At 62.2% G+C, this 17,989-nt stretch carries 20 protein-coding genes and 3 pseudogenes; 9 read left to right on the top strand and 14 right to left on the bottom strand.

Going from position 1 to position 17,989, the window contains the following annotated elements; translation table 11 throughout:
• Positions 1–9: 9 nt before the first annotated feature.
• Positions 10–159, top strand: coding sequence for a metal-sensing transcriptional repressor (locus J2X09_RS26195; RefSeq protein WP_310309838.1), 150 nt, complete (start codon positions 10–12; stop codon positions 157–159).
• Positions 160–208: 49 nt separating this feature from the next.
• Positions 209–1,534, top strand: a complete 1,326-nt coding sequence (locus J2X09_RS26190; RefSeq protein WP_204735857.1) for an MFS transporter — start codon at positions 209–211, stop codon at positions 1,532–1,534.
• 485 nt (positions 1,535–2,019) lie between these two features.
• Here J2X09_RS26190 and J2X09_RS26185 read toward each other — a convergent pair whose 3' ends face one another.
• The 3 genes from J2X09_RS26185 to J2X09_RS26175 are packed head-to-tail and all read right to left on the bottom strand — an operon-like array spanning position 2,020 to position 3,063.
• The gene (locus J2X09_RS26185; RefSeq protein ID WP_204735858.1) at positions 2,020–2,370 is read right to left on the bottom strand and encodes a hypothetical protein; all 351 of its coding nucleotides are present in this window, start codon (positions 2,368–2,370) and stop codon (positions 2,020–2,022) included.
• A gap of 23 nt (positions 2,371–2,393) precedes the next feature.
• On the bottom strand, positions 2,394–2,801 hold the full coding sequence (locus tag J2X09_RS26180; protein ID WP_204735859.1) for a TerB family tellurite resistance protein: 408 nt from the start codon (positions 2,799–2,801) through the stop codon (positions 2,394–2,396).
• 22 nt (positions 2,802–2,823) lie between these two features.
• Positions 2,824–3,063: a TFIIB-type zinc ribbon-containing protein gene (locus tag J2X09_RS26175; protein ID WP_204735860.1), complete on the bottom strand. Its 240-nt coding sequence runs from the start codon at positions 3,061–3,063 to the stop codon at positions 2,824–2,826.
• A gap of 161 nt (positions 3,064–3,224) precedes the next feature.
• Between J2X09_RS26175 and nhaR the strand changes: the two genes are divergently transcribed.
• A complete protein-coding gene (nhaR, locus tag J2X09_RS26170) occupies positions 3,225–4,145 on the top strand; it encodes a transcriptional activator NhaR (protein ID WP_204735861.1) in 921 nt (306 codons plus the stop codon).
• 234 nt (positions 4,146–4,379) lie between these two features.
• Here the strand turns inward: nhaR and J2X09_RS27130 are convergent, their stop codons facing one another.
• Both J2X09_RS27130 and J2X09_RS26165 read right to left on the bottom strand, forming a co-directional pair.
• Positions 4,380–4,616, bottom strand: a complete 237-nt coding sequence (locus J2X09_RS27130; protein WP_374726534.1) for a heavy-metal-associated domain-containing protein — start codon at positions 4,614–4,616, stop codon at positions 4,380–4,382.
• A gap of 147 nt (positions 4,617–4,763) precedes the next feature.
• Positions 4,764–5,341 (bottom strand): annotated as a pseudogene (locus J2X09_RS26165) (transposase); the annotation flags it as partial.
• Here J2X09_RS26165 and J2X09_RS26160 point away from each other — a divergent pair.
• A pseudogene (locus J2X09_RS26160) lies at positions 5,320–5,484 on the top strand (ATP-binding protein); the annotation flags it as partial. The pseudogenes J2X09_RS26165 and J2X09_RS26160 overlap by 22 nt on opposite strands.
• Here J2X09_RS26160 and J2X09_RS26155 read toward each other — a convergent pair.
• From J2X09_RS26155 to J2X09_RS26130, 6 genes and pseudogenes are all read right to left on the bottom strand, one after another.
• Complete coding sequence (locus tag J2X09_RS26155) at positions 5,431–5,640, bottom strand: DUF2062 domain-containing protein (protein WP_310309836.1); 210 nt, start codon at positions 5,638–5,640, stop codon at positions 5,431–5,433. The pseudogene J2X09_RS26160 and the gene J2X09_RS26155 overlap by 54 nt on opposite strands.
• Positions 5,641–5,855: 215 nt before the next feature.
• Complete coding sequence (locus J2X09_RS26150; protein ID WP_204735864.1) at positions 5,856–6,557, bottom strand: tellurite resistance TerB family protein; 702 nt, start codon at positions 6,555–6,557, stop codon at positions 5,856–5,858.
• 48 nt (positions 6,558–6,605) lie between these two features.
• Positions 6,606–7,088 carry a DUF456 domain-containing protein gene (locus tag J2X09_RS26145; RefSeq protein ID WP_204735865.1) on the bottom strand — a complete coding sequence of 161 codons (483 nt, stop codon included), beginning with the start codon at positions 7,086–7,088 and terminating at the stop codon, positions 6,606–6,608.
• 213 nt (positions 7,089–7,301) lie between these two features.
• Entirely contained in the window at positions 7,302–7,496 is a 195-nt protein-coding gene (locus tag J2X09_RS26140) for a putative inorganic carbon transporter subunit DabA (protein ID WP_204735866.1), read from the bottom strand.
• Positions 7,497–7,595: 99 nt separating this feature from the next.
• The gene (locus J2X09_RS26135) at positions 7,596–8,072 is read right to left on the bottom strand and encodes a CopD family protein (RefSeq protein WP_204735867.1); all 477 of its coding nucleotides are present in this window, start codon (positions 8,070–8,072) and stop codon (positions 7,596–7,598) included.
• A 151-nt stretch (positions 8,073–8,223) separates the two neighbouring features.
• A pseudogene (locus tag J2X09_RS26130) lies at positions 8,224–8,571 on the bottom strand (TerC family protein); the annotation flags it as partial.
• Positions 8,572–8,800: 229 nt separating this feature from the next.
• Between J2X09_RS26130 and J2X09_RS26125 the strand changes: the two are divergent.
• Both J2X09_RS26125 and secD read left to right on the top strand, forming a co-directional pair.
• Entirely contained in the window at positions 8,801–9,682 is an 882-nt protein-coding gene (locus J2X09_RS26125; protein ID WP_204735868.1) for a LysR family transcriptional regulator, read from the top strand.
• Between the two features lie 922 nt (positions 9,683–10,604).
• Positions 10,605–13,157 carry a protein translocase subunit SecD gene (gene secD / locus J2X09_RS26120; RefSeq protein WP_204735869.1) on the top strand — a complete coding sequence of 851 codons (2,553 nt, stop codon included), beginning with the start codon at positions 10,605–10,607 and terminating at the stop codon, positions 13,155–13,157.
• A 68-nt stretch (positions 13,158–13,225) separates the two neighbouring features.
• Here the strand turns inward: secD and J2X09_RS26115 are convergent, their stop codons facing one another.
• The 3 genes from J2X09_RS26115 to J2X09_RS26105 form a co-directional block, all read right to left on the bottom strand.
• A complete protein-coding gene (locus tag J2X09_RS26115; RefSeq protein WP_204735870.1) occupies positions 13,226–14,233 on the bottom strand; it encodes a diacylglycerol/lipid kinase family protein in 1,008 nt (335 codons plus the stop codon).
• 185 nt (positions 14,234–14,418) lie between these two features.
• The gene (locus J2X09_RS26110; RefSeq protein WP_204735871.1) at positions 14,419–14,937 is read right to left on the bottom strand and encodes a YqhA family protein; all 519 of its coding nucleotides are present in this window, start codon (positions 14,935–14,937) and stop codon (positions 14,419–14,421) included.
• Between the two features lie 211 nt (positions 14,938–15,148).
• Complete coding sequence (locus tag J2X09_RS26105; RefSeq protein ID WP_204735872.1) at positions 15,149–16,237, bottom strand: DUF3616 domain-containing protein; 1,089 nt, start codon at positions 16,235–16,237, stop codon at positions 15,149–15,151.
• Between the two features lie 201 nt (positions 16,238–16,438).
• Between J2X09_RS26105 and J2X09_RS26100 the strand changes: the two genes are divergently transcribed.
• From J2X09_RS26100 to J2X09_RS26090, 3 genes are read left to right on the top strand one after another with little or no spacing between them, the layout of a single operon-like run.
• Positions 16,439–16,780: an HPF/RaiA family ribosome-associated protein gene (locus tag J2X09_RS26100; protein WP_204735873.1), complete on the top strand. Its 342-nt coding sequence runs from the start codon at positions 16,439–16,441 to the stop codon at positions 16,778–16,780.
• 36 nt (positions 16,781–16,816) lie between these two features.
• Positions 16,817–17,524, top strand: a complete 708-nt coding sequence (locus J2X09_RS26095) for a Bax inhibitor-1/YccA family protein (RefSeq protein WP_310309830.1) — start codon at positions 16,817–16,819, stop codon at positions 17,522–17,524.
• Between the two features lie 20 nt (positions 17,525–17,544).
• Entirely contained in the window at positions 17,545–17,811 is a 267-nt protein-coding gene (locus J2X09_RS26090; RefSeq protein WP_204735875.1) for a TFIIB-type zinc ribbon-containing protein, read from the top strand.
• The last annotated feature ends 178 nt before the right edge of the window (positions 17,812–17,989 follow it).

The raw sequence follows: 17,989 nt of genomic DNA, 5'->3' as shown, positions 1-17,989 counted from the left end.
GCGCAGCAATTGCAGGCGGTGGAGAAGGCCATCCAGCAAGCCAAGAAGGCCTTGATCCAGGACCACCTGGATCACTGTCTCGAAGACCTGGTGGGACCCCTGAAATCGGGGCAACGCCATTCGCTGGACGAGTTCAGGGAAATCACGCGCTACCTCTGAGCCCGCGGCGCCCATTGCCCCGAGCGCATGGACAACGAGAACAACAGACATGCTGAACATCCTTTCCAACCGCACCTACCGCCACCTCTTCGCCGCGCAGGTGATCGCCTTGTTCGGTACCGGTCTGGCCACCGTGGCCCTGGGCCTGCTGGCCTTCGATCTGGCAGGCGACAACGCAGGCATGGTGCTGGGCACAGCCCTGGCCATCAAGATGATCGCGTACGTAGGCGTGGCGCCGGTGGCCGCGGCGTTTGCCGATCGCATGCCCCGGCGCACCCTGCTGGTCACGCTGGACCTCGTGCGGGCAGCGGTGGCGCTGCTGCTGCCGTTTGTCTCCCAGATCTGGGAGGTGTATGTGTTGATTTTTGTGCTGCAGGCGGCCTCGGCCGCGTTCACGCCCACCTTCCAGGCGACCATCCCAGATGTGTTGCCGCTGGAGAAGGACTACACCAAAGCCCTGTCGCTCTCGCGCCTGGCCTACGACATGGAGAGCCTGGTCAGCCCGATGCTGGCGGCCGCCCTGCTCACGGTGATCGGTTTCCACGATCTGTTCGCCGGCACGGTGGTGGGTTTCCTGGTCTCGGCCGCGCTGGTGGTCTCGGTGGTGTTGCCCGCGCACCCGTCGCCACAGCGCCGGGGCATTTACGAGCGCACCACGCGCGGGCTGCGTATCTACCTGGCCACGCCGCGGCTGCGTGGTTTGCTGGCGATCAGTGCGGCTGTGGCGGCGGCGGGCTCCATGGTCTTTGTCAACACGGTGGTCATCGTTCAGGCCGGCATGGGACTGAGCCAGAGCGCCGTCGCCCTGGCCTTGGCCAGTTTTGGCGCGGGCTCCATGGTGGCCGCCCTGGCCCTGCCGCAATTGCTGGAGAAGCTGCCCGACCGCACGGCCATGCTGGGGGGCATTGGTCTGATGGTCGTGGGTCTGTTCGCGGGCGCCTTCGTGGTCGGACAGGCTTCGTTGATGGCCTTGTGGTTCGTGCTCGGCCTGGGCTACTCCACCGCCCAGACGCCTTCCGGGCGCTTGTTGCGGCGGTCTGCGCACGCAGAGGATCGGCCAGCGTTGTTTGCCGCGCAGTTCGCGCTGTCGCACGCCTGCTGGTTAGTGTGTTATCCCCTGGCCGGTTGGCTCGGTACCCGCTTCGGAATGGCGGCGACGTTTGTGGTGCTGGGCTTCGCAGGCGCAGGGGCCATGTGGGTCGCTTCAAAGGTCTGGCCGGCGCAAGACCCGGAGGTGATCGAGCACGAGCACCCGGACCTGCCGGCCGGACATGCGCACACCCAGGGCACGGCCGCCAGCGGCGGTCGGGTGCGCCATGCGCACGCTTTTGTGGTGGATGACCAGCATCCGCACTGGCCCAGCGTGGGTAGTTGATGCCTGAACAGTGGGCGCTTTTGTCGGGTTGACTGTCCGTAGTGGGCGGTGCTTGCGGCAAGTGAGCGCCGAGCCTAAACAGGAGCCAGGAATAGGCCCATTAACGCAACTGGATTGCATTATGATCGCCAGCTGATGCAACCCTGTTGCACTTGAGGGGCGATCCATGCCCAACTCCCATTACCACCCTCATCACGGCCCTCGCTCGCCCAGCGGCGCGCCGGGCCACCATCGCGTTGACACACTTTTGGGATCCGCCAGGTTCCGCTTGATGGGGTCATCGTGGTTGTAAAAAAAGTGGGGAGGGGGAGTGGGACGTAATAGGGTGGAATGAAGTTATAGGCTGCTCAAACACACCAAACCAAGAACACCGCCAACGCCGGACATGAGCTGAACATCCCGTGCTTCGCTGCCGGTTCGATGCGCCAGCCAGGCGCCCTGCAGGCACCCGGTGATCACAGTCAACCTCGCGAGCTGAAAAGACGTCACGCAGTGCCTCCTTTGCCCAACGATTGCGAGGGACTCGGCTTGAGCAACCCGCGCTGATGGCTTGTCAAAGCAGCGACCGCCTTCCAAGAGCGCTCGGTAACCCGCCGCAACAAGGCGCCGAGCTTGCGCTGACGCTCATTGACAGTAGCAACCTGTCCGTTGGGAAAATGCACTTCCACCACGCACTCTCTGGCGGAGGAGCCTGCGCGTGGTGCATTGCTCACACGCACCACGATGCGTACGATGTTGTGGGCCAACCGCGCAAAGGTGGCCCGCAGGCGCTGTGCGATCTCCTGGGTGTGCGCTCGCGACAAGCGCGTGTTCAAGGCTCGGACGTCGATGTGCATGCTGTTTCTCCTGGGTGGATTGGTCAGTTGAAATGAAGGCCGGGTTTGTCAAGGCGCCAATGCTCTGCCAAGGCATCCACCAGGTGCTCTTCAACCTCTGCGTGGTGAAAATCGGCGCGAACGACCGCCACGCACAGCTCCAGCGTCGTGCGCTGCAGTACCGGATCGGTGACCTCCGCTGCCACCGAGCGCAGTGCATGCATGTCGATCTGGCAAGCAGATCCCCAGACGGCATACGACGCGGTCATTAGGTCTTCGGACAAATGGCGAACCACTTCGGTGAACTGGCCGCGGTTCAATCCCAGTCGGGTCGCGGCGTTCATTCGCTCCAGCAAGCCGAGCTCGGTGGTCCTCAGATGACCATCGGCCAGAACGGCCAGCGCAACCAGCCGAGCCGCAGCTTGAGGACTGTTCAAAGGATAAGACCGCATGAAGGTCTCCCTGAAGAAGTGCTCACTCAAAGATGTCGACCAACCACGACTTGCGGCGATTCGATGTGCGTTTCTTGGGGTCAGGTTCGTCCAGGTCCACAAACTGGCGCTGACGAGCTTGCATGGTGGCGGCTCGCTTGAGCAGCTTTTCAAGCTCGCCCCGGTCCAGCCAAACACCGCGACATTGCGTGCAGTAGTCGATCTCGATGCCGGAGCGCTCGGTGATGACAAGTGAGGAAGAATCACAGGTGGGACATTTCATGATCGGCTCTAGCGCAATGTTGGGGGGTTTCGCGGAAACAGCTTTCTGAACTCTCCAGCACATGTCTTCATGTTGATGAGCATGAGCTACTGTAGAAAAATTTCGGTTCGAGATAAATCTGTTTTTGATGTAAAACACATCGAACAAACTGATGCTTTCCCATGAACTACAAGCACCTTCACTACTTCTGGACCGTGCTGCGCGCTGGCAGCATTGCCCGCGCCAGCGCTCAGCTGCATCTCACCCCTCAAACCCTGAGCGGTCAGATCAAGCTGCTTGAGGCGCGCCTGGGAAAGCCACTGTTGCGCAAGGTTGGGCGGGGGGTTGAGCCCACCGATACCGGCCGTATGGTCCAACGGTTTGCAGACGAGATTTTTTCTATCGGTGCCGCATTGCAGGACGCGCTATCGACGGGACAGGAGGACGTCGCACGGGGCAGCCTGCGGGTGGGGGTGGTGGACTCGGTGCCCAAGTCCATAGCGTGCCATGTGCTTGAGCCTGTCCTGGCCATGCCCGACAGAGGTCGCTTGGTTTGCGTGGAAGGAAAGCTCACCGCGCTGCTAGCCGAGTTGGCGGTTCATCGGCTCGACCTGGTGGTGTCCGACGTTCCCATGCCGGCCAGCCTGAGCGTGAAGGCGTTCACACACCTTCTGGGCAAGACAGATATCAGCTTTTTTGCGTCGCCCCAACTGCTCCAACGTGAAGGGCTGACATTGCGTCAGGCTCGCTCGCGGTTTCCAGAGTGCCTGGGCAAGCTACCCTGGCTCATGCCGAACGCTGACTCCGTGCTGCGTCCCCGCCTTGATGCTTGGCTTGGCGACATGGGCGTGGTACCTCGGATCGTTGCAGAGTTCGACGATGGTGCTCTGACCAAGGCATTCGGGCGTCAAGGCTTTGGTGTGTTTGCGGGTCCCGCAGTCCTTGCGTCTGAGATCGAAGACCAATACCAAGTGGCGCGATTGGGCACAACCCACGAACTTATGGAAGAGTTCTACGCGATTTCTATCGAACGGCGCATCTCTAACCCTGCTGTAGCCGCCATCACCGCCGCAGCGCGCAGAGAGCTGTTTCCAAAAAACTGAGGTTACTGCCCTCCACGAAGCAGGGCTATTGCTGCCGTCCGGTTGATAGTAACTCCATATGAAGATCACCACCTTCGACGCCTCTCGTTGACGCAACACACGACAAGCGCAAGATCCATCCAACAAGGCCCGGCAACAGCTCGCCACTTGCGTTTGCACGAACTCCACAAAACCAGAAGATCCTGGGAGTCGAGCTGCCCTTGTTCGGCATGTCCTGATGACTGAACGACAACATCATTCCTGAGTTGACGAGTCGCCTTTCAACGCTGAGGGGCCGGCGCGGGTCACCACTGAGCTTTCGTATCGCCTCGCGGCCAGCGCTGCAATCAAGTGAGACGGCGCGACATTTGATGCAGATGTCACACGCACCCTACTCGAGTGGAGATCAATCTCAACGTCCTGAACGCCGTCAATAGGAAGTAGTGCAGCCCTCACCCGCGCTACGCAGACACCGCAGGTCATGCCCCTCACTTCTAGGTCAGCTACGTTCACGGCCACCTCCTGGGAAAACTGGGAGGCTGGGGTTTGACACGCATGCTCACATCCGCCGAATGCCTCCGCAGCAGGAGACCAGATCTATTGAAGATTGCGCGATCTATCTGGTCGGCCCTGATTTATTCAGATTGACGCCAAGGCCAAACGAGGGGCTGAGCTGGTGAGTGTGTGAACAAGCGGTTTGCGGGGCGTCCGAGACCAGTTCAGCGATAGCCCCGCGATCTCGCGCAGGCGCAAATAAGCCAGCTGCAGGAAGGCCACCCCCTTCCTTGCGATCATGCGCAGCAGCCAACGGATGTTGTAGCCCGCCGCGCACAGCACCGCGTGCAGCCGGTCGCCCTGTTCGCCCTTGAGGTGACAGCGGTCCATGCGGTGGTCGCTCTTGAGGTGGCCAATGATGGGTTCGATGGCCTGGCGCCGTTTGAGCAGCTTTCTCTCTGCTGCTCGCTGATCCGCTTGGCCTTGCCCCGGTGCACGATGTGCACACCGGGCAAGTCCGCGTCCACGCCCCGGTAGCCCAGATCCACGAAGGCCGTCGCCGGTCTGGCTGTGCTGTCCTGCATCAGGATCGTGGCCTGCTCCAGCTGCTCAGCCAAGGTGTGCCCGTCATACGGATTGCCGTGGAATGCCCGCGCGCCCACGATCAGGTTGCCGTGCAGCGTGCTGGCAATGCCCACCTTCAAGTCGAGGGCTTGATAAGGCGCTGATTTCTACGTTGTCCAATTGCAGCTGGATCACGCGAAAGCAGAACCTCATGATCCTCGGGCCAACGGGTGTGGGTAAAACTTGGCTAGCGTCGGCGTTCGGCCACCAAGCCTGCCGGCTGGGCATGACCGTGGCCTTCTACGTGGCCAACGACTGGAGCCGGCATCTGCAGGGGCAGCGGAAACACACCAATGCCGACCCCCAGCGCCACACCTAGGGCTACACCGCGCCGGTGCAATACCCAAAGGCGCGGGTGCACCCGCAGGTAGTGACCCAGCCAGGCAAAGCCTTGCATTTGCTCCAGAGTTTGAGCGGTGGGAAACCAGCGGCGAAGGCGCTTTTTGAATTCAGCCATGGAGCCGCGTGCATCAAACCAGGTTGCCGAACCCCGCAAATGGCAGGGACAAGTGAGGAACTGTATCGCGTCGTCTCTCGCGCGACTATGGCAGCGAGCCGCAGCGCGCTCAGGGTATGAATTGCCGGTCTTGCGCCACTTGTTTCCTAAGGGCCTCAAAAGGGCCGGATACTTCTTTCCAGTTCTGCCTTGAGCGTGGGTGCAAGCTGCAGCTGGCGTGCCAGCTCATCCAGATAAGCCCGCTCCATGAAGGAAGTGTCATCGGCCATCAGCAAGCTGGCAAGGTACATCTCGGCGCCAAGCTCATGAGTGCTGGCTGCACTTGCAACCTCTGCAGGATCCAAGGGCTTGCGCAGTTCATCTTCCATCCACTGCCGCAGAGGGGGGTCTGCGTCAATTCGCTCAAGCTCATCATGGATGAGCCCGCGCTCACGTTCATCGAGGTGACCATCCGACTTGGCGGCTGCGATCATGGCCTTGAGGACCGCCTGGCTCTGCACTTCCTCTCCCTTCAAGCCTGCGCCTGGTTCAGGATGTAGTGCCCGCGCCGGTGACGCTGGAGGTGCTTTCTGCGGCTCCTGCTGCGATTGCCAGTAGGTGTAGGCTTTGAACGCTGCAGCCCCTAGAGCAGCGGCGCTGCCAACTTTCAGTGCCGAGCCACCCATGCTGCGGCTCCTCTTGCTGCCAAGCAACATGCCCAGCAGTCCTCCGGCGGATGTACCCAATACCGACTTCCCCCAATCAGCGTTTTCATAGCGATCGGATGAGCGATCGCCTCTGCTGTTTCGGCTCTTGCTGTTGTCCATCCCGGACAAACCGGACTTCAGCAGCTGCTCGAGCATTTTTTGTGCACTCATCTCGCAAACCTCTCATTCATTCAACAGAAATTGCTGGGCGAAGAGAGCTCAGATCAGCAATGCCAACACAAAGATCCCCACCATGATGAAAGACAGTACGACCTTGGCAATCAGACCCACCATGATCCCGACCCAGGTTGCAACGCCCACCCTGACGGCGTGCCGCTGGTCTTTCTGAACCACGTACTCTCCAATGGCGGCACCCACCAAGGGCATGAAGAGCACGCCGACCAAACCCATGAAGAGTCCCGCTACAGTCCCCACTGCTGCACCCAGAAGCGCTTTCTTGCTGGCACCGACCCTTCGGGCGCCCAGCAGCCCAGCCACATAGTCCAGGCTCCAGGCAAGCACTGCCAACACAGTGACGATCACCGCCATGGTCGTTCCCACGCGGGCGAAGTCGTCAATCCACGCCCCAAGCAAGATCCCGCCCCAGACCAGCAAGGTGCCTGGCAACAAAGGCAGCACGGTGCCCGCCAAGCCCAGCACAATCAAGGCAATACTCAGTAGCCAAAGCACAGTGGTTTCCACATTCAGCTTTCAGAATCAATGGACCAAGGTGATCCGCTCTGTTGCGCCCAAGCTCTCGTTGGTCGGCGTCGCCTTGAACACCCCCAGCCGAGTTGGGAGTCATGGGCACATGGACACGCGTTTTGCAGGGAATGGGATCCAGAGTTTTCCCGTTGGGCGCACACGGCTGGCTGGGTGATGCTGCTCAACGTTGGACCCTTTCAAAAATTCTCGTTAACGAATGCGCTCTGGCACATCTACTCCCTGGGTACGCAAGTACGTGCGCACCGTGAGGGTGTTGAGCAGGTCGGCCAGAGCGCGGGCGTTTACCTCGCCGGTCTGTCCACCGCAGGTAGCGCAGTCCAGGCCTGCGGCGTGGGGATAGTTTGCGCTGCGGCTACGGGCCGCCGTCTTCAAGGACGTCACCATGGATGCCTTCGCCGTATTTGAAATTGGCCGGGCAGCTTGGTTAGTCCGACCGCATCGGCACCTTCTACGGCCCAGGAAAATGGTTTGCAGGGTCCAGACTCAAGTTGTCCAGCGCATCAGCGTCACAAGCAGCACCAAGACACCCAGGCCGAGGTTGATCGCTACCCATGTGCGAATTTGCACTAGGATCGCTCCTCCGGCGTCCCACTCGGACGCCGCCACGGCCCGGCCGAGCCTCCTAAAGAGCGCAAAGCGGAGGTGCATGAAGATCGCAACCATCGCGACCCCAAGCATCGCCATGATGGTCCAAGCCAACGGCATATCGAAGCTGCCACCCGACTGAACCACCTGCTTGGCGAAGCGTCCCAACATCCAGACACCGCTGACCAGTGTCAGCAATGACGCCCCCAGAACAGCCTTAAAGAAGCGGCCGAGCACATCGTGCATGAAGCGCAGCCGTACCGGTGGATCCAACTGAGCAACTGCCGGCCGCAGGAAGAAGTGGACAAACACCATGCCACCGACCCACACGATGATGGACAGCACATGAACAGTCTTGAGGGTCGCATAGATCATCGAATACTCCCATTCAATTTCAAACGCAGCCTAGCTGTGGGCTTGTGCTGTGGCCTGCATCTACAACCGCTCGTCCCGGACGACAGCGGCTGCGTCTCGCAAGCGCTGCAAGATCGGCGGTGTCATGTGGACTCGGCGACAGGAGGCTGCCCAGCACCCGATGCTGGTACTGCCGCGGGATGGCGAAGAAGCTGAATATCAGCGCGATGACAAACACGTTGTCCATCGACAGCGACTTCTCAATCATGAAGCCCGTGTAGTAGTCCATGCCGCTTTGCGCGCCCAGGAACCACCAGACCCAGGCACCGAAGAGCAGTGCCACGCTGATGTAGCCGGCCGACAGCAGCAGGCTCTCGCGAACGCCGATTTCCTTGTCGTCCTTGTGCAGGACGCCCAGGTCGAACGCCAACAGCGCGATGACGATACCGACGAAGGTGAGCCAGACCCAGGCGGGCTTGCCCAGGAAGTCGTCCGTGAAAAAGGGAATCAGGAAGTCCATGTCTTAGTTTCAGAGTGGGAGGATCGCAGAAACAAACGCACGCTTTCTCAGCAAACCGCTGAATAAACGCGTCGGGACAGCAGAGCGAGAGAGAAGAACCAGCTAAGCGCGCAGATCATGATCAGGCTTTCTTTGTTGCTCGAATGCTCAGAAGTGTCGGGATCAATGCGTTTCGAACAAACCAGCTTGAAACACACTTAAACTTCGGTTTTTCCGCACTGGAGCGAATATGCTGAACTACCGCCATCTCCACTACTTCTGGGTCGTCACCAAGGAGGGCGGTTTCGCCCGTGCCGCCGAACGTATGGACATGGCGGTGCAAACCATCAGCGCGCAGGTACGCGAACTGGAGAAGGCGTTGGGCCACCAGCTCCTCAAACCTTCGGGGCGTGGCGTAGCCCTCACCGAGGCGGGCCAAGCAGCATTCGCGCGCGCCGAGGAGATCTTTCAGCTGGGCCAGGGTATCCCCGATGAGGTGCGCGAAGCCGGTAGCGGCAAGGTGGCCCGCCTGGCGGTCGGGCTCTCCGATGGCATTTCCAAGCTCGCAGCCCATGCTCTGCTGGAGCCCGTTCTGAGCACACCCAACCTTCGGCTCGTATGCCACGAGGGCGAGTTCGAACAGCTGCTCAGCGAACTGGCGCTGCATCACCTGGACCTCGTGCTGGCCGGTCAGGCTGCTCCGCGCAACCCAAACTTGCGCCTCACCAGCGAGCGACTCGTCGATTCGCCGGTCGAGTGGTACGGCCCCGCCCGTCTGGTCGGCAAGACCAAGCGCGACCGCTTTCCGCAAAGCTTGAACGATCTACCGGTGCTGCTGCCCACGGGACACTCGGCCCTGCGACCGACGCTGGATCACTGGTTCGAGTCGCAGGGTCTGCGGCCCCGCATCGTCGGTGAGTTCGAAGACAGTGCGCTGCTGGCGGTCTTCGCCGCCCGCGGGCTGGGCGTGTTCCCGGTCAGCCGGCTTGGCGCGGACGACGTCGGCCTGATGCGCGGACTTCGCTTGCTGGGCAGCAGCGAAGGCGTGAAGGAGGAGATTCATGCCATTCGCTCTCGTCGCGGACAGCATCACCCCTTGGTGATGCAGGTAGTGGCTGCGGCGCGCCTCTGATCGCCGCCTGATCGAATTCCATCAGGTACTGTCTCGGCACCAGGCTCCTCAGCATCGACGATGCCTTCAACGGTGCCGGCCGACTCGCTCGCGTGCGCGACGCTCGGCCTGGATCGGGATGGGTACGAGCACTGGCGCAGGCTGTGTCTTCCATTCCCTGATTGACTCCTGCAGCGACTGCAGGTTTTTTCCGACCCACGCAAGTACGAGAAACGCGGAACGTGACGAGAGCTTCATGACAGATAAATTGAGAGTGTTGGAGCAGCGAAATGTGGGTCCGTAAGGACTTCGGAAGAAGGAGTTCTTTCGAGACTCGAACTCAGGAAAATACGAACCTGAAAAGACATAAAGTCCAAGCTGTGACCACTACCTCCTTTTGCCCTTCCAGCACCATGCCAGTGCTAGGGGAACCGCTCGAGTTGTCGAGCGGCACCCTGAGTACGGGTGCGTGGCTTCGGGCAGTCCTCTTCACCCTGTTGGTCTGGGCAACGGTGGTGTGCACCGGCATCGGCGGCACTGTGGGCCTCGCGTCTCAGTCCCTTTCCAACAAGCTCACGGCCAATGTGCAGCATTTGCAGCTGCACGGTGGAACTTCGCTCACATCGCGAGCTGTGCGGCGCGATCAAGCTGCGGCAATGTCGGTCCAGCACGTTGCGGGCGACTCGCAAGCATTGGTTTGGGATCTCACAGACGGAGCACAGCCGGCAGGTGAGGTAGGACTTCAGATCGATACGCAGCGGGCGTACGAGCCATCGCTTTCGGCCACCGATCCGAATCTGAAGCAGCGCCGCAGCGCGCACACGAGCCGCGCCCCACCCTTCGTGGCTTAACGCCGTGCGCGCACCTGCTGCGCGCAGCCCTTTCCCTCCTGTAGCCCGCGTGCGCATGCCGAAGTGCTGCGCGCGCCCGTCAAGACTGCTTCATGAAGAATTCACCCTACCTGGTGGCCCTGTACCTGGCCATCGTCGTGGCGGGCCTGCTGTTCGCTTTGCCCAATGTGCTGCCCGCTTCCGTGCTCGAACGCTGGCCCAGCGTTCTGCCCGACAAACCCGTGTCACTCGGCCTGGACCTTCGCGGCGGCTCGCACCTGGTGCTGGAAGTCGACGGTACCGAGCTGCAACGTGAGCGCGTACGCACCCTCGGCGAAGAAGCGCGGCGCACCTTGCGCGAAGCGGATGTTCCTTGGCGCAGTGTGCAGGCGGGCGAGCGCGGCGTGTCGATTGCGCTGCGCGATGCGGGCCAGCAGGCGCGCGCCATCGACGTGCTTTCCGCGCTGGCCACCCCCGTGGGTGCAGCGCGCGCAGACCTGGACGTGGCGGGCCGCCAGATCGATGGCAGCGACGGCGTCGAGCTCACGTTGACGGCCGAAGGGCAGCGCCAATCCATCACCCGCGCCGTGGAGCAGAGCTTGGAGGTCATCCGCAAGCGGGTCGATCAGGTGGGGGTGGCCGACCCCACCATCCAGCGTATTGGCGCGGACCGCATTCTGGTGCAACTGCCCGGCTTGCAAGACCCGTCTCAGTTGCGCGCGTTGCTGGGGTCGACGGCGAAGATGAGTTTTCACCTGCTGGGCAACACGTCCAGCCCTGACGGTATCCGGACATTGCAGGACAGCCAGGGCAACAGCTATCCCGTCCGAAACAGCGTCGTGCTGAGCGGCGACAGGTTGTCCGATGCCAGTGAAGGCTTCGATCCCCAGACGCGCGAACCCGTCGTCAACTTCCGGTTCGATCGCACCGGTGCGCGCGAGTTCAGCGCCATCACGCAAGCCAATGTGGGCCGGCCTTTTGCCATCGTGCTGGACGGCAAGGTGCTGAGCGCGCCTGTGATCCGCGAACCCATCACCGGCGGGTCGGGCCAGATCTCGGGCAGCTTCACCGTGCAGGAAGCGGGCACGCTGTCGGCGTTGCTGCGCGCGGGCGCGCTTCCGGCCAAGCTGACGGTGATCGAAGAGCGCAGTGTGGGCGCCGACCTGGGCAGCGACGTGATCCAAAAGGGCGTCTATGCCGGTATCGGCGCCTTCGTGCTGGTGTTCCTGTTCATGTTTGTGCTGTATGGCGGCTGGGGCCTGGTGGCCAACATTGCCCTGGCGCTTAACGTGGTGCTCACAGTGGCGGGCATGAGTTTGCTGGGCGCCACCCTCACTTTGCCGGGAATTGCGGGCATCGTGCTCGGGATCGGGCTGTCGGTGGACGCCAACGTGCTCATCAACGAGCGCATTCGCGAAGAAGCGCTGAAAGGCAAGCCGGCCATGACGGCCATCGACGCGGGCTTTCAGCGCGCCTACGCCACCATCATGGACAGCAACGTCACCGCGCTGATCGCCACGCTGCTGCTGTTCATGTTCGGCTCGGGGCCGGTGCGGGGCTTTGCCATCACCATGGCGCTGGGCATCGTGATCTCGATGTTCACAGCCGTGTCGGTGGTCAAGGTGATCATGCTGTCCATTGCACGGCGCCGCCGCTTGAAGACCATGCAGATCCGGCCGCTGTTTGGCTTTCGCCCGGTGCCCGACGGCACGCAGTTCAACTTCATGAAAGCGCGCTTTGCCAGCCTGGGTTTGTCGGCGCTGATGGTGGTCGGCTGTGTGCTGCTGATGTTCAAACCCGGCCTGAACTTCGGTATTGATTTCCGGGGCGGCATCCAGATGGAGGTGGCGGCCACCGCGCCGGCCGACCTGGCGCCCTACCGCGCGCAGCTGGCCGGGCTGGGCCTGGGTGAGGTCTCGCTTCAAGCCATCGGTGGCGAAGACCGCCTGCTGGTGCGGGTGGAGTTGCAGCCCGGCGGCGAGGCACAGCAGACTGCGGCCGTCGAGCGGCTCAAGAGCGCCGTGCTTGCGATCGACCCGCAAGCCACCTTCGACCGCACCGAGGTGGTGGGGCCCAAGGTGAGCGGCGAGCTGGCCGCCGCCGGTGTGCTGGCCGTCATCTTGGCCAGCATCGCCATGCTCATCTACATCTGGGTGCGCTTCGAGTGGCCTTTTGCGGTGGGCGCCATCCTGACGCTGGTGCTGGACGTGATCCTGACCCTGGGGGTCTTCGCCCTGACTGGCCTGGACTTCAGCCTGACGGCCATTGCCGCCTTGCTGACGCTGGTGGGCTACTCGGTGAACGACAAGGTGGTGGTCTACGACCGCATGCGCGAGAACCTGCGCAGCCATCGCAAGCGCTCGCTGCGCGAGGTGATCGACCTGTCCATCAACCAGACGCTGACGCGCAGCCTCTACACATCGGTCACGGCATTCCTGGCCGTGTTGCCGCTAGCCATCTGGGGTGGTTCGGCCGTGGCCAGCTTCGCCGTACCGATGGCCTTCGGCATTGTCATCGCAGCGTGTACATCGATCTTCATCGCGGCGCCCATCCTGCTGTTCCTGGGGGACTGGCGAGCGCGCCGTGGCGTCGTCATGTTTGCAGCCGTTGCCCCCGATCCTTCAGGACAGACCTCAACCCGGACCGGGCCCGCGGATGCAGCGTGAGCCGGTGCGCAGAGCGCAGATCGCGTCAGGGTCTGCGCTGCGCCCTTCGCCTGAGGCTGGCGCCCCACTCATGTCCTGGTCAGCTGCACGTCTGTGACCCCGGCGCTGGTGTCGATGGCGGATTGGTCGAGCTGTGGCATCAGCAGATACAAGGGCTTGTCCAGCACACGAATGTCAATGGGTGCGCGCATTCGTGCCACTTCACCGTCGAACGCCACGACGACCTCGCTGCGGCCGGGAGCGAGGGTGGGCCGCACCACCATGTGCTGGAATTCGAAGCCATCCACGCCGGCGGCTTCACCCAGCCTGCCCATGGCTCCATGCAGCATCAGCCCGATCATCGACAGCGTGCCGATGGGCCGCAGCATCAGCGCGGCCATGCTGCCGTGGCCGGGCGTACCGGGCAGGGTGTCTTGCGGCTGCGCGCCGAACTGCTGCAGTTGCAGGCGGTTGTTGCCTACGAAGAGCGTCAAGGTCTCCACGTCCCGAACCCCGCCCCCCATCTCGATGTGCAGTCGCAGCCTGCGCTGTGCACGCAGCAGCGTTGCGCAGGCTGCGACAAACGCGACCCAGCGGCTGCGACCGAAGCGGGCTTTGTAGGTTTCCCTGTCTTCCAGCAGGTCGGGATAGAGCCCGAGGCTGGCGTTGACCAGGAACACGCGGTCATTGATGCAGGCCACTTGCACCGGCGCTGGCTCCGAACGCAGCAGCAGGCGTGTCGCCGCGGCAGGATCAGCGGGGATGCCATGGGTGCGGGCGAAGTAGTTGAACGTGCCCTGCGGTACCACCCCCATGGCGCAGCCCGCAGCGTGAGCGGCCTGCGCTACCGTGTTGAGGGTGCCGTCGCCGCCGACGGCGACCACGGCCGCGTGGGTCGACAGAGCCCGCTGCGCCGACTCACGCGCCATGGCAGCCAGTTGGACGGGTGTGCAGAAGTGCAAGTCACCGCACCGTCCTTCTGCCCGAAGCACTGACTCGATGACTTCGCGCTTCGTGTGCGCGGCGCTGCTGCCAGCAGCCGCATTGATGACGAATTGAATCGGCGCAGAAGGATCGAGCTTGGGGGAATCAGCCATGACTGGACAAGACAACTCGCGGTGAATGCATTCAATCGTGGGGCAGCAGGTCACTCAAGACGGCGTGCCCGCTGTCCTTGTGATCGGCGCATCTTGTAGCGCATCCACAGGGCAGCCAGACCGTCTCGGTCGGCCGGCACGTCAGCAGACGCCGACTCTCTCTTGGCCAACCCCTTGGTCCGGCTCTACATCTTTTCCCGTGTCAGTCTCTCTGCAAAAGAGATTCCTATCGCAGAAAGTACGAACGTGAAGTGAATGACAGCCACCATCGTCACTATCTGAATGTTCTCCAGATTCAGGTCGCCACTCAAATAGGTTTTCAACGCGTGAACGCCCGAAATGGAGATGATGGCGAATGCGAGTTTGAGCTTGAGGTTGTAGGTATTGACGTGGTCCAGCCAGTCCGGCTTTTTCATGTCCTTCTTGTCAAAGTGTCCGGTCGTCACAAACAGCGACACGCCCGCCAGCGCAACGACCCAAACGAGCTGCGCCACCATCGTCATGTCCACCAGTTCAAGTACCTTGATGATCAGGTCAATCTTTTCCAGGTCACCAAACAGCAAGGTGGTCATCAGCTTGTAGGTTTCCAGCAGGAACTTGCCCAAAATGCCGAAGATGATTGCGACCAGACCAACATAAAAGAACAGCATGGTGAACCGCATGCCGTACAGCAGTGACCCGACCCCTGAAAGAAGCTTTTCCATTTTTTACCTCGAAACGATTCAACCAATTACATCAAGTAGCGTTGCGCGCCAAGCGCTTCGCCGAACAGCGCCCTGGCCAGACTCAGGGCGATTGTCGACAGCCTGTGGGTCGGACGCAGACTGACTGCGGAAATACGAACGTCTGAGGGTGGCTCAGCTGAGCTGCTCTCGGCGGCCATGGGCCGGGCGCGACAGACGGCGTTGAGCGATTTCAATCGTGGCGCAACAGGTCACCGAAGACGGTGTGCTCGCCTTCCTTTCGGTCGGCACCGGGGGCGTCGTACAGGACGAGCCAGCTCGCCGTGCCACCCGACAGTGCAGGCGGCAGGTCGCAGATAGCTTCAGCGCGGTTGGTGCCGCGCCCGTGCGGCAGTGACACCGACTCGGTCAATGCTTCCTCGAAACGCACGGGCTCGCGGTTGGAGGCCAGAATGGTCTGGGCAGCGGGCCACCTGAAGACGCGGATATCGCCGTTGAGCACCATCGTCGGGCCGGCCAGTATGTAGAGGTCATTGCCGGAGAAGTGCAGGTCCCGCACACCGAGGCCGTCCAACTGCAGAAAGTGCTTGCGGATCAAGATGCCGCTGTCGTCCAGAGGCGCCAGGCGCAGCTGGTCACCACGGGGCTCTACCGCGATCTCGATCAGCGCCGACCAACCCCGCAGCACCGGGCCGCGAAGGCCCAGCAGCAGCCGGCGGCCGTCCACTGCCAGGCCTTCGATGTCGAAGCCGTTGTCCTTGCCGGGGATGGTCATGTATGGCCCGAAGTGGACATCATCGGCGAGCGCACGGGTAAGCAGGTTCGTTTGCGCATCGCCCTTCAAGCGCAGCGCCCGTCGGCCGTCCTGGGCCTGCCGGACCAGGCAGGGCTCGCCCTTGGCGTCGGGCTCGATGGGCAGGCAGGCCAGCAAACGCCGATTGCCGTCCAGTGCCACCTTCGCCAGCCGTTTGGCGTTGTCGGCATGGTACCGGTCCGGTCTGGCGTTCTTGCGCTTCAGGCCATGCGAGCCCACAACCCACAGGAAGCCGTCTGCGACGGCCATGCCTTCCAGGTCGGCCTCTTCGTCGGGTGCGCCCGGCAGGTCCAGCAGATCTGCGAGAGGGAAGTCGCGCACTTCGCCAAAGCGCAACGCCTCGCGCCCCACGGGATCGAGCCGGCGCAGGCGGTCCAGTCCGCAGGCTTCGTCGCCCGCCACCCAGAGCCAGTCGCCGGTGAAGGCCGCGCCGGACAGATTGGATTGAACCAGCGAGTCAGGAGCGAACTCCAGACGGACGGCATTGGCGGTTCGAGTTTTGGGCATCGCGTTTCTCAAAGCATGGGTTGGCAGGAAATTTCACGCTCCGCAATGCGCGCCGGCCGCAACCAGTGAACGTAGGAGTTTGCGGCAGAAGTCTGATCGTGCGTTCAGGTTTATCCGATGTTCGTGTCCTCCAAATGCTGCTTTTCCGGAATCGTCAGTGGCCACAGACTTTGGTCCCTTACCAATCAAAGGAGATCCGTGATGCAAGTGCTCTTCAAGTCCCGTCACCCCCAGGCCGCCGACCTTCGCGATCTGACGGAGCAGCGAGTTCGCTTCGTGCTGCGTCGCCTGGTTTGGCTGGTGCCGCGCGCCGAGGTGCAGTTGTCAGACGTGAACGGACCTCGCGGCGGGATCGACAAGCGCTGCCAGGTAGAACTTCGGACCGATGGTGCAGGCTCGGTGGTCGTTGCCTCCGTGGCCGGCGACTGGCGCACCGCGCTGGACAACGCGCTGGCACGCGCTGCACGGTTCCTCATGCGCCTGTGGCGCCGAGGCGATGACTCCCGCCGACTGCGCCAACGCTTCATCAGCCACGAACCCTGATCTCGAACGACCCGAGGATCCGACACCATGAACTCCATGACGCCCATCCCCACCACCGCTCGCCCGCAAGCCGCACCTTCGGCCCCGAGCGGCGCAGGCAGCACGACACCCACGGATGGCGCCGCAACGCGCCGTGTGCTGCGCAACACCTATGCCTTGCTGTCGATGACGCTGCTCTTCAGTGCAGCCATCGCCGCTGCAAGCGTGGTGTTCCAGCTGCCGGCGCCGGGTATCTTGCTGACCCTGGGCGGCTATTTCGGCCTGCTCTTCGCCGTCTACAAGTTCAAGAACAGCGGCTGGGCGCTGCCGGCGGTGTTCGCACTGACAGGCTTCATGGGCTACTCGCTGGGGCCGGTGCTGGCCAAATCGCTGGCAATGCCCGGCGGTGCGCAAGTCGTGACCATGGCTCTTGCGGCCACGGGCGCCACTTTCCTGGCGTTGTCTGCCTGGGTGCTGACGACGCGACGCGACTTCAGCTTCATGGGCGGCTTTCTGTTTGCCGGCATGGTCATCGCGCTGATCGCGGGTCTGGGCGCGGTGTTCTTGCAGATGCCGGCGCTGGGCCTGGCCGTGGCTGCGATGGTCGCGCTGCTCTCTGCTGGACTGATCCTGTTCGAGACCAGCCGCATCGTGAGCGGCGGCGAAACCAACTACGTGCTGGCCACCGTCGGGCTGTACGTCTCGATCTTCAACCTGTTCACGAGCCTGCTCAGCCTGTTCGGCTTCGGCAGCTCGGATGAATGAACCCACACAAGGAACCCCTCATGAAATGCCCCACCTGCACCGACACCGCACTCGTGATGAGCGATCGCCAGGGCGTCGAGATCGACTATTGCCCGCAATGCCGCGGGGTCTGGCTGGACCGCGGCGAACTCGACAAGCTGATTGAGCGTTCGGCAACGATGACGCCAGCCCCTGCCGCCCGCACGGCAGTGCAATCACAACCTCAATTCGCAGACTCCGACTACGAGCATGACCGAGGCCAGCAGGGGAACCGCAAGAAGTCCTGGCTGAACAACATTCTCGACTGACGCGCGACCCACAGCAGCCAAGGGAGACCCATGATGCGTAGTTATCCCGTGAACAGCCCGCAGGCCGCAGCCCGGTTGATCGCACTAGGGCGTGTTAACACTAATGGCGATCATGGAGATTGCGTTGGAAAATCTCCGGCATGGAGATCACACCCGCACAATTCGCCACCATTGAGCA

The sequence above is a fragment of the Hydrogenophaga laconesensis genome (genome assembly GCF_031457235.1).
Classification (GTDB): Bacteria; Pseudomonadota; Gammaproteobacteria; order Burkholderiales; family Burkholderiaceae_C; genus Hydrogenophaga; species Hydrogenophaga laconesensis.
Note: the sequence above shows the minus strand (reverse complement) of the source record. Positions and strands in the feature narration are given on the sequence as shown.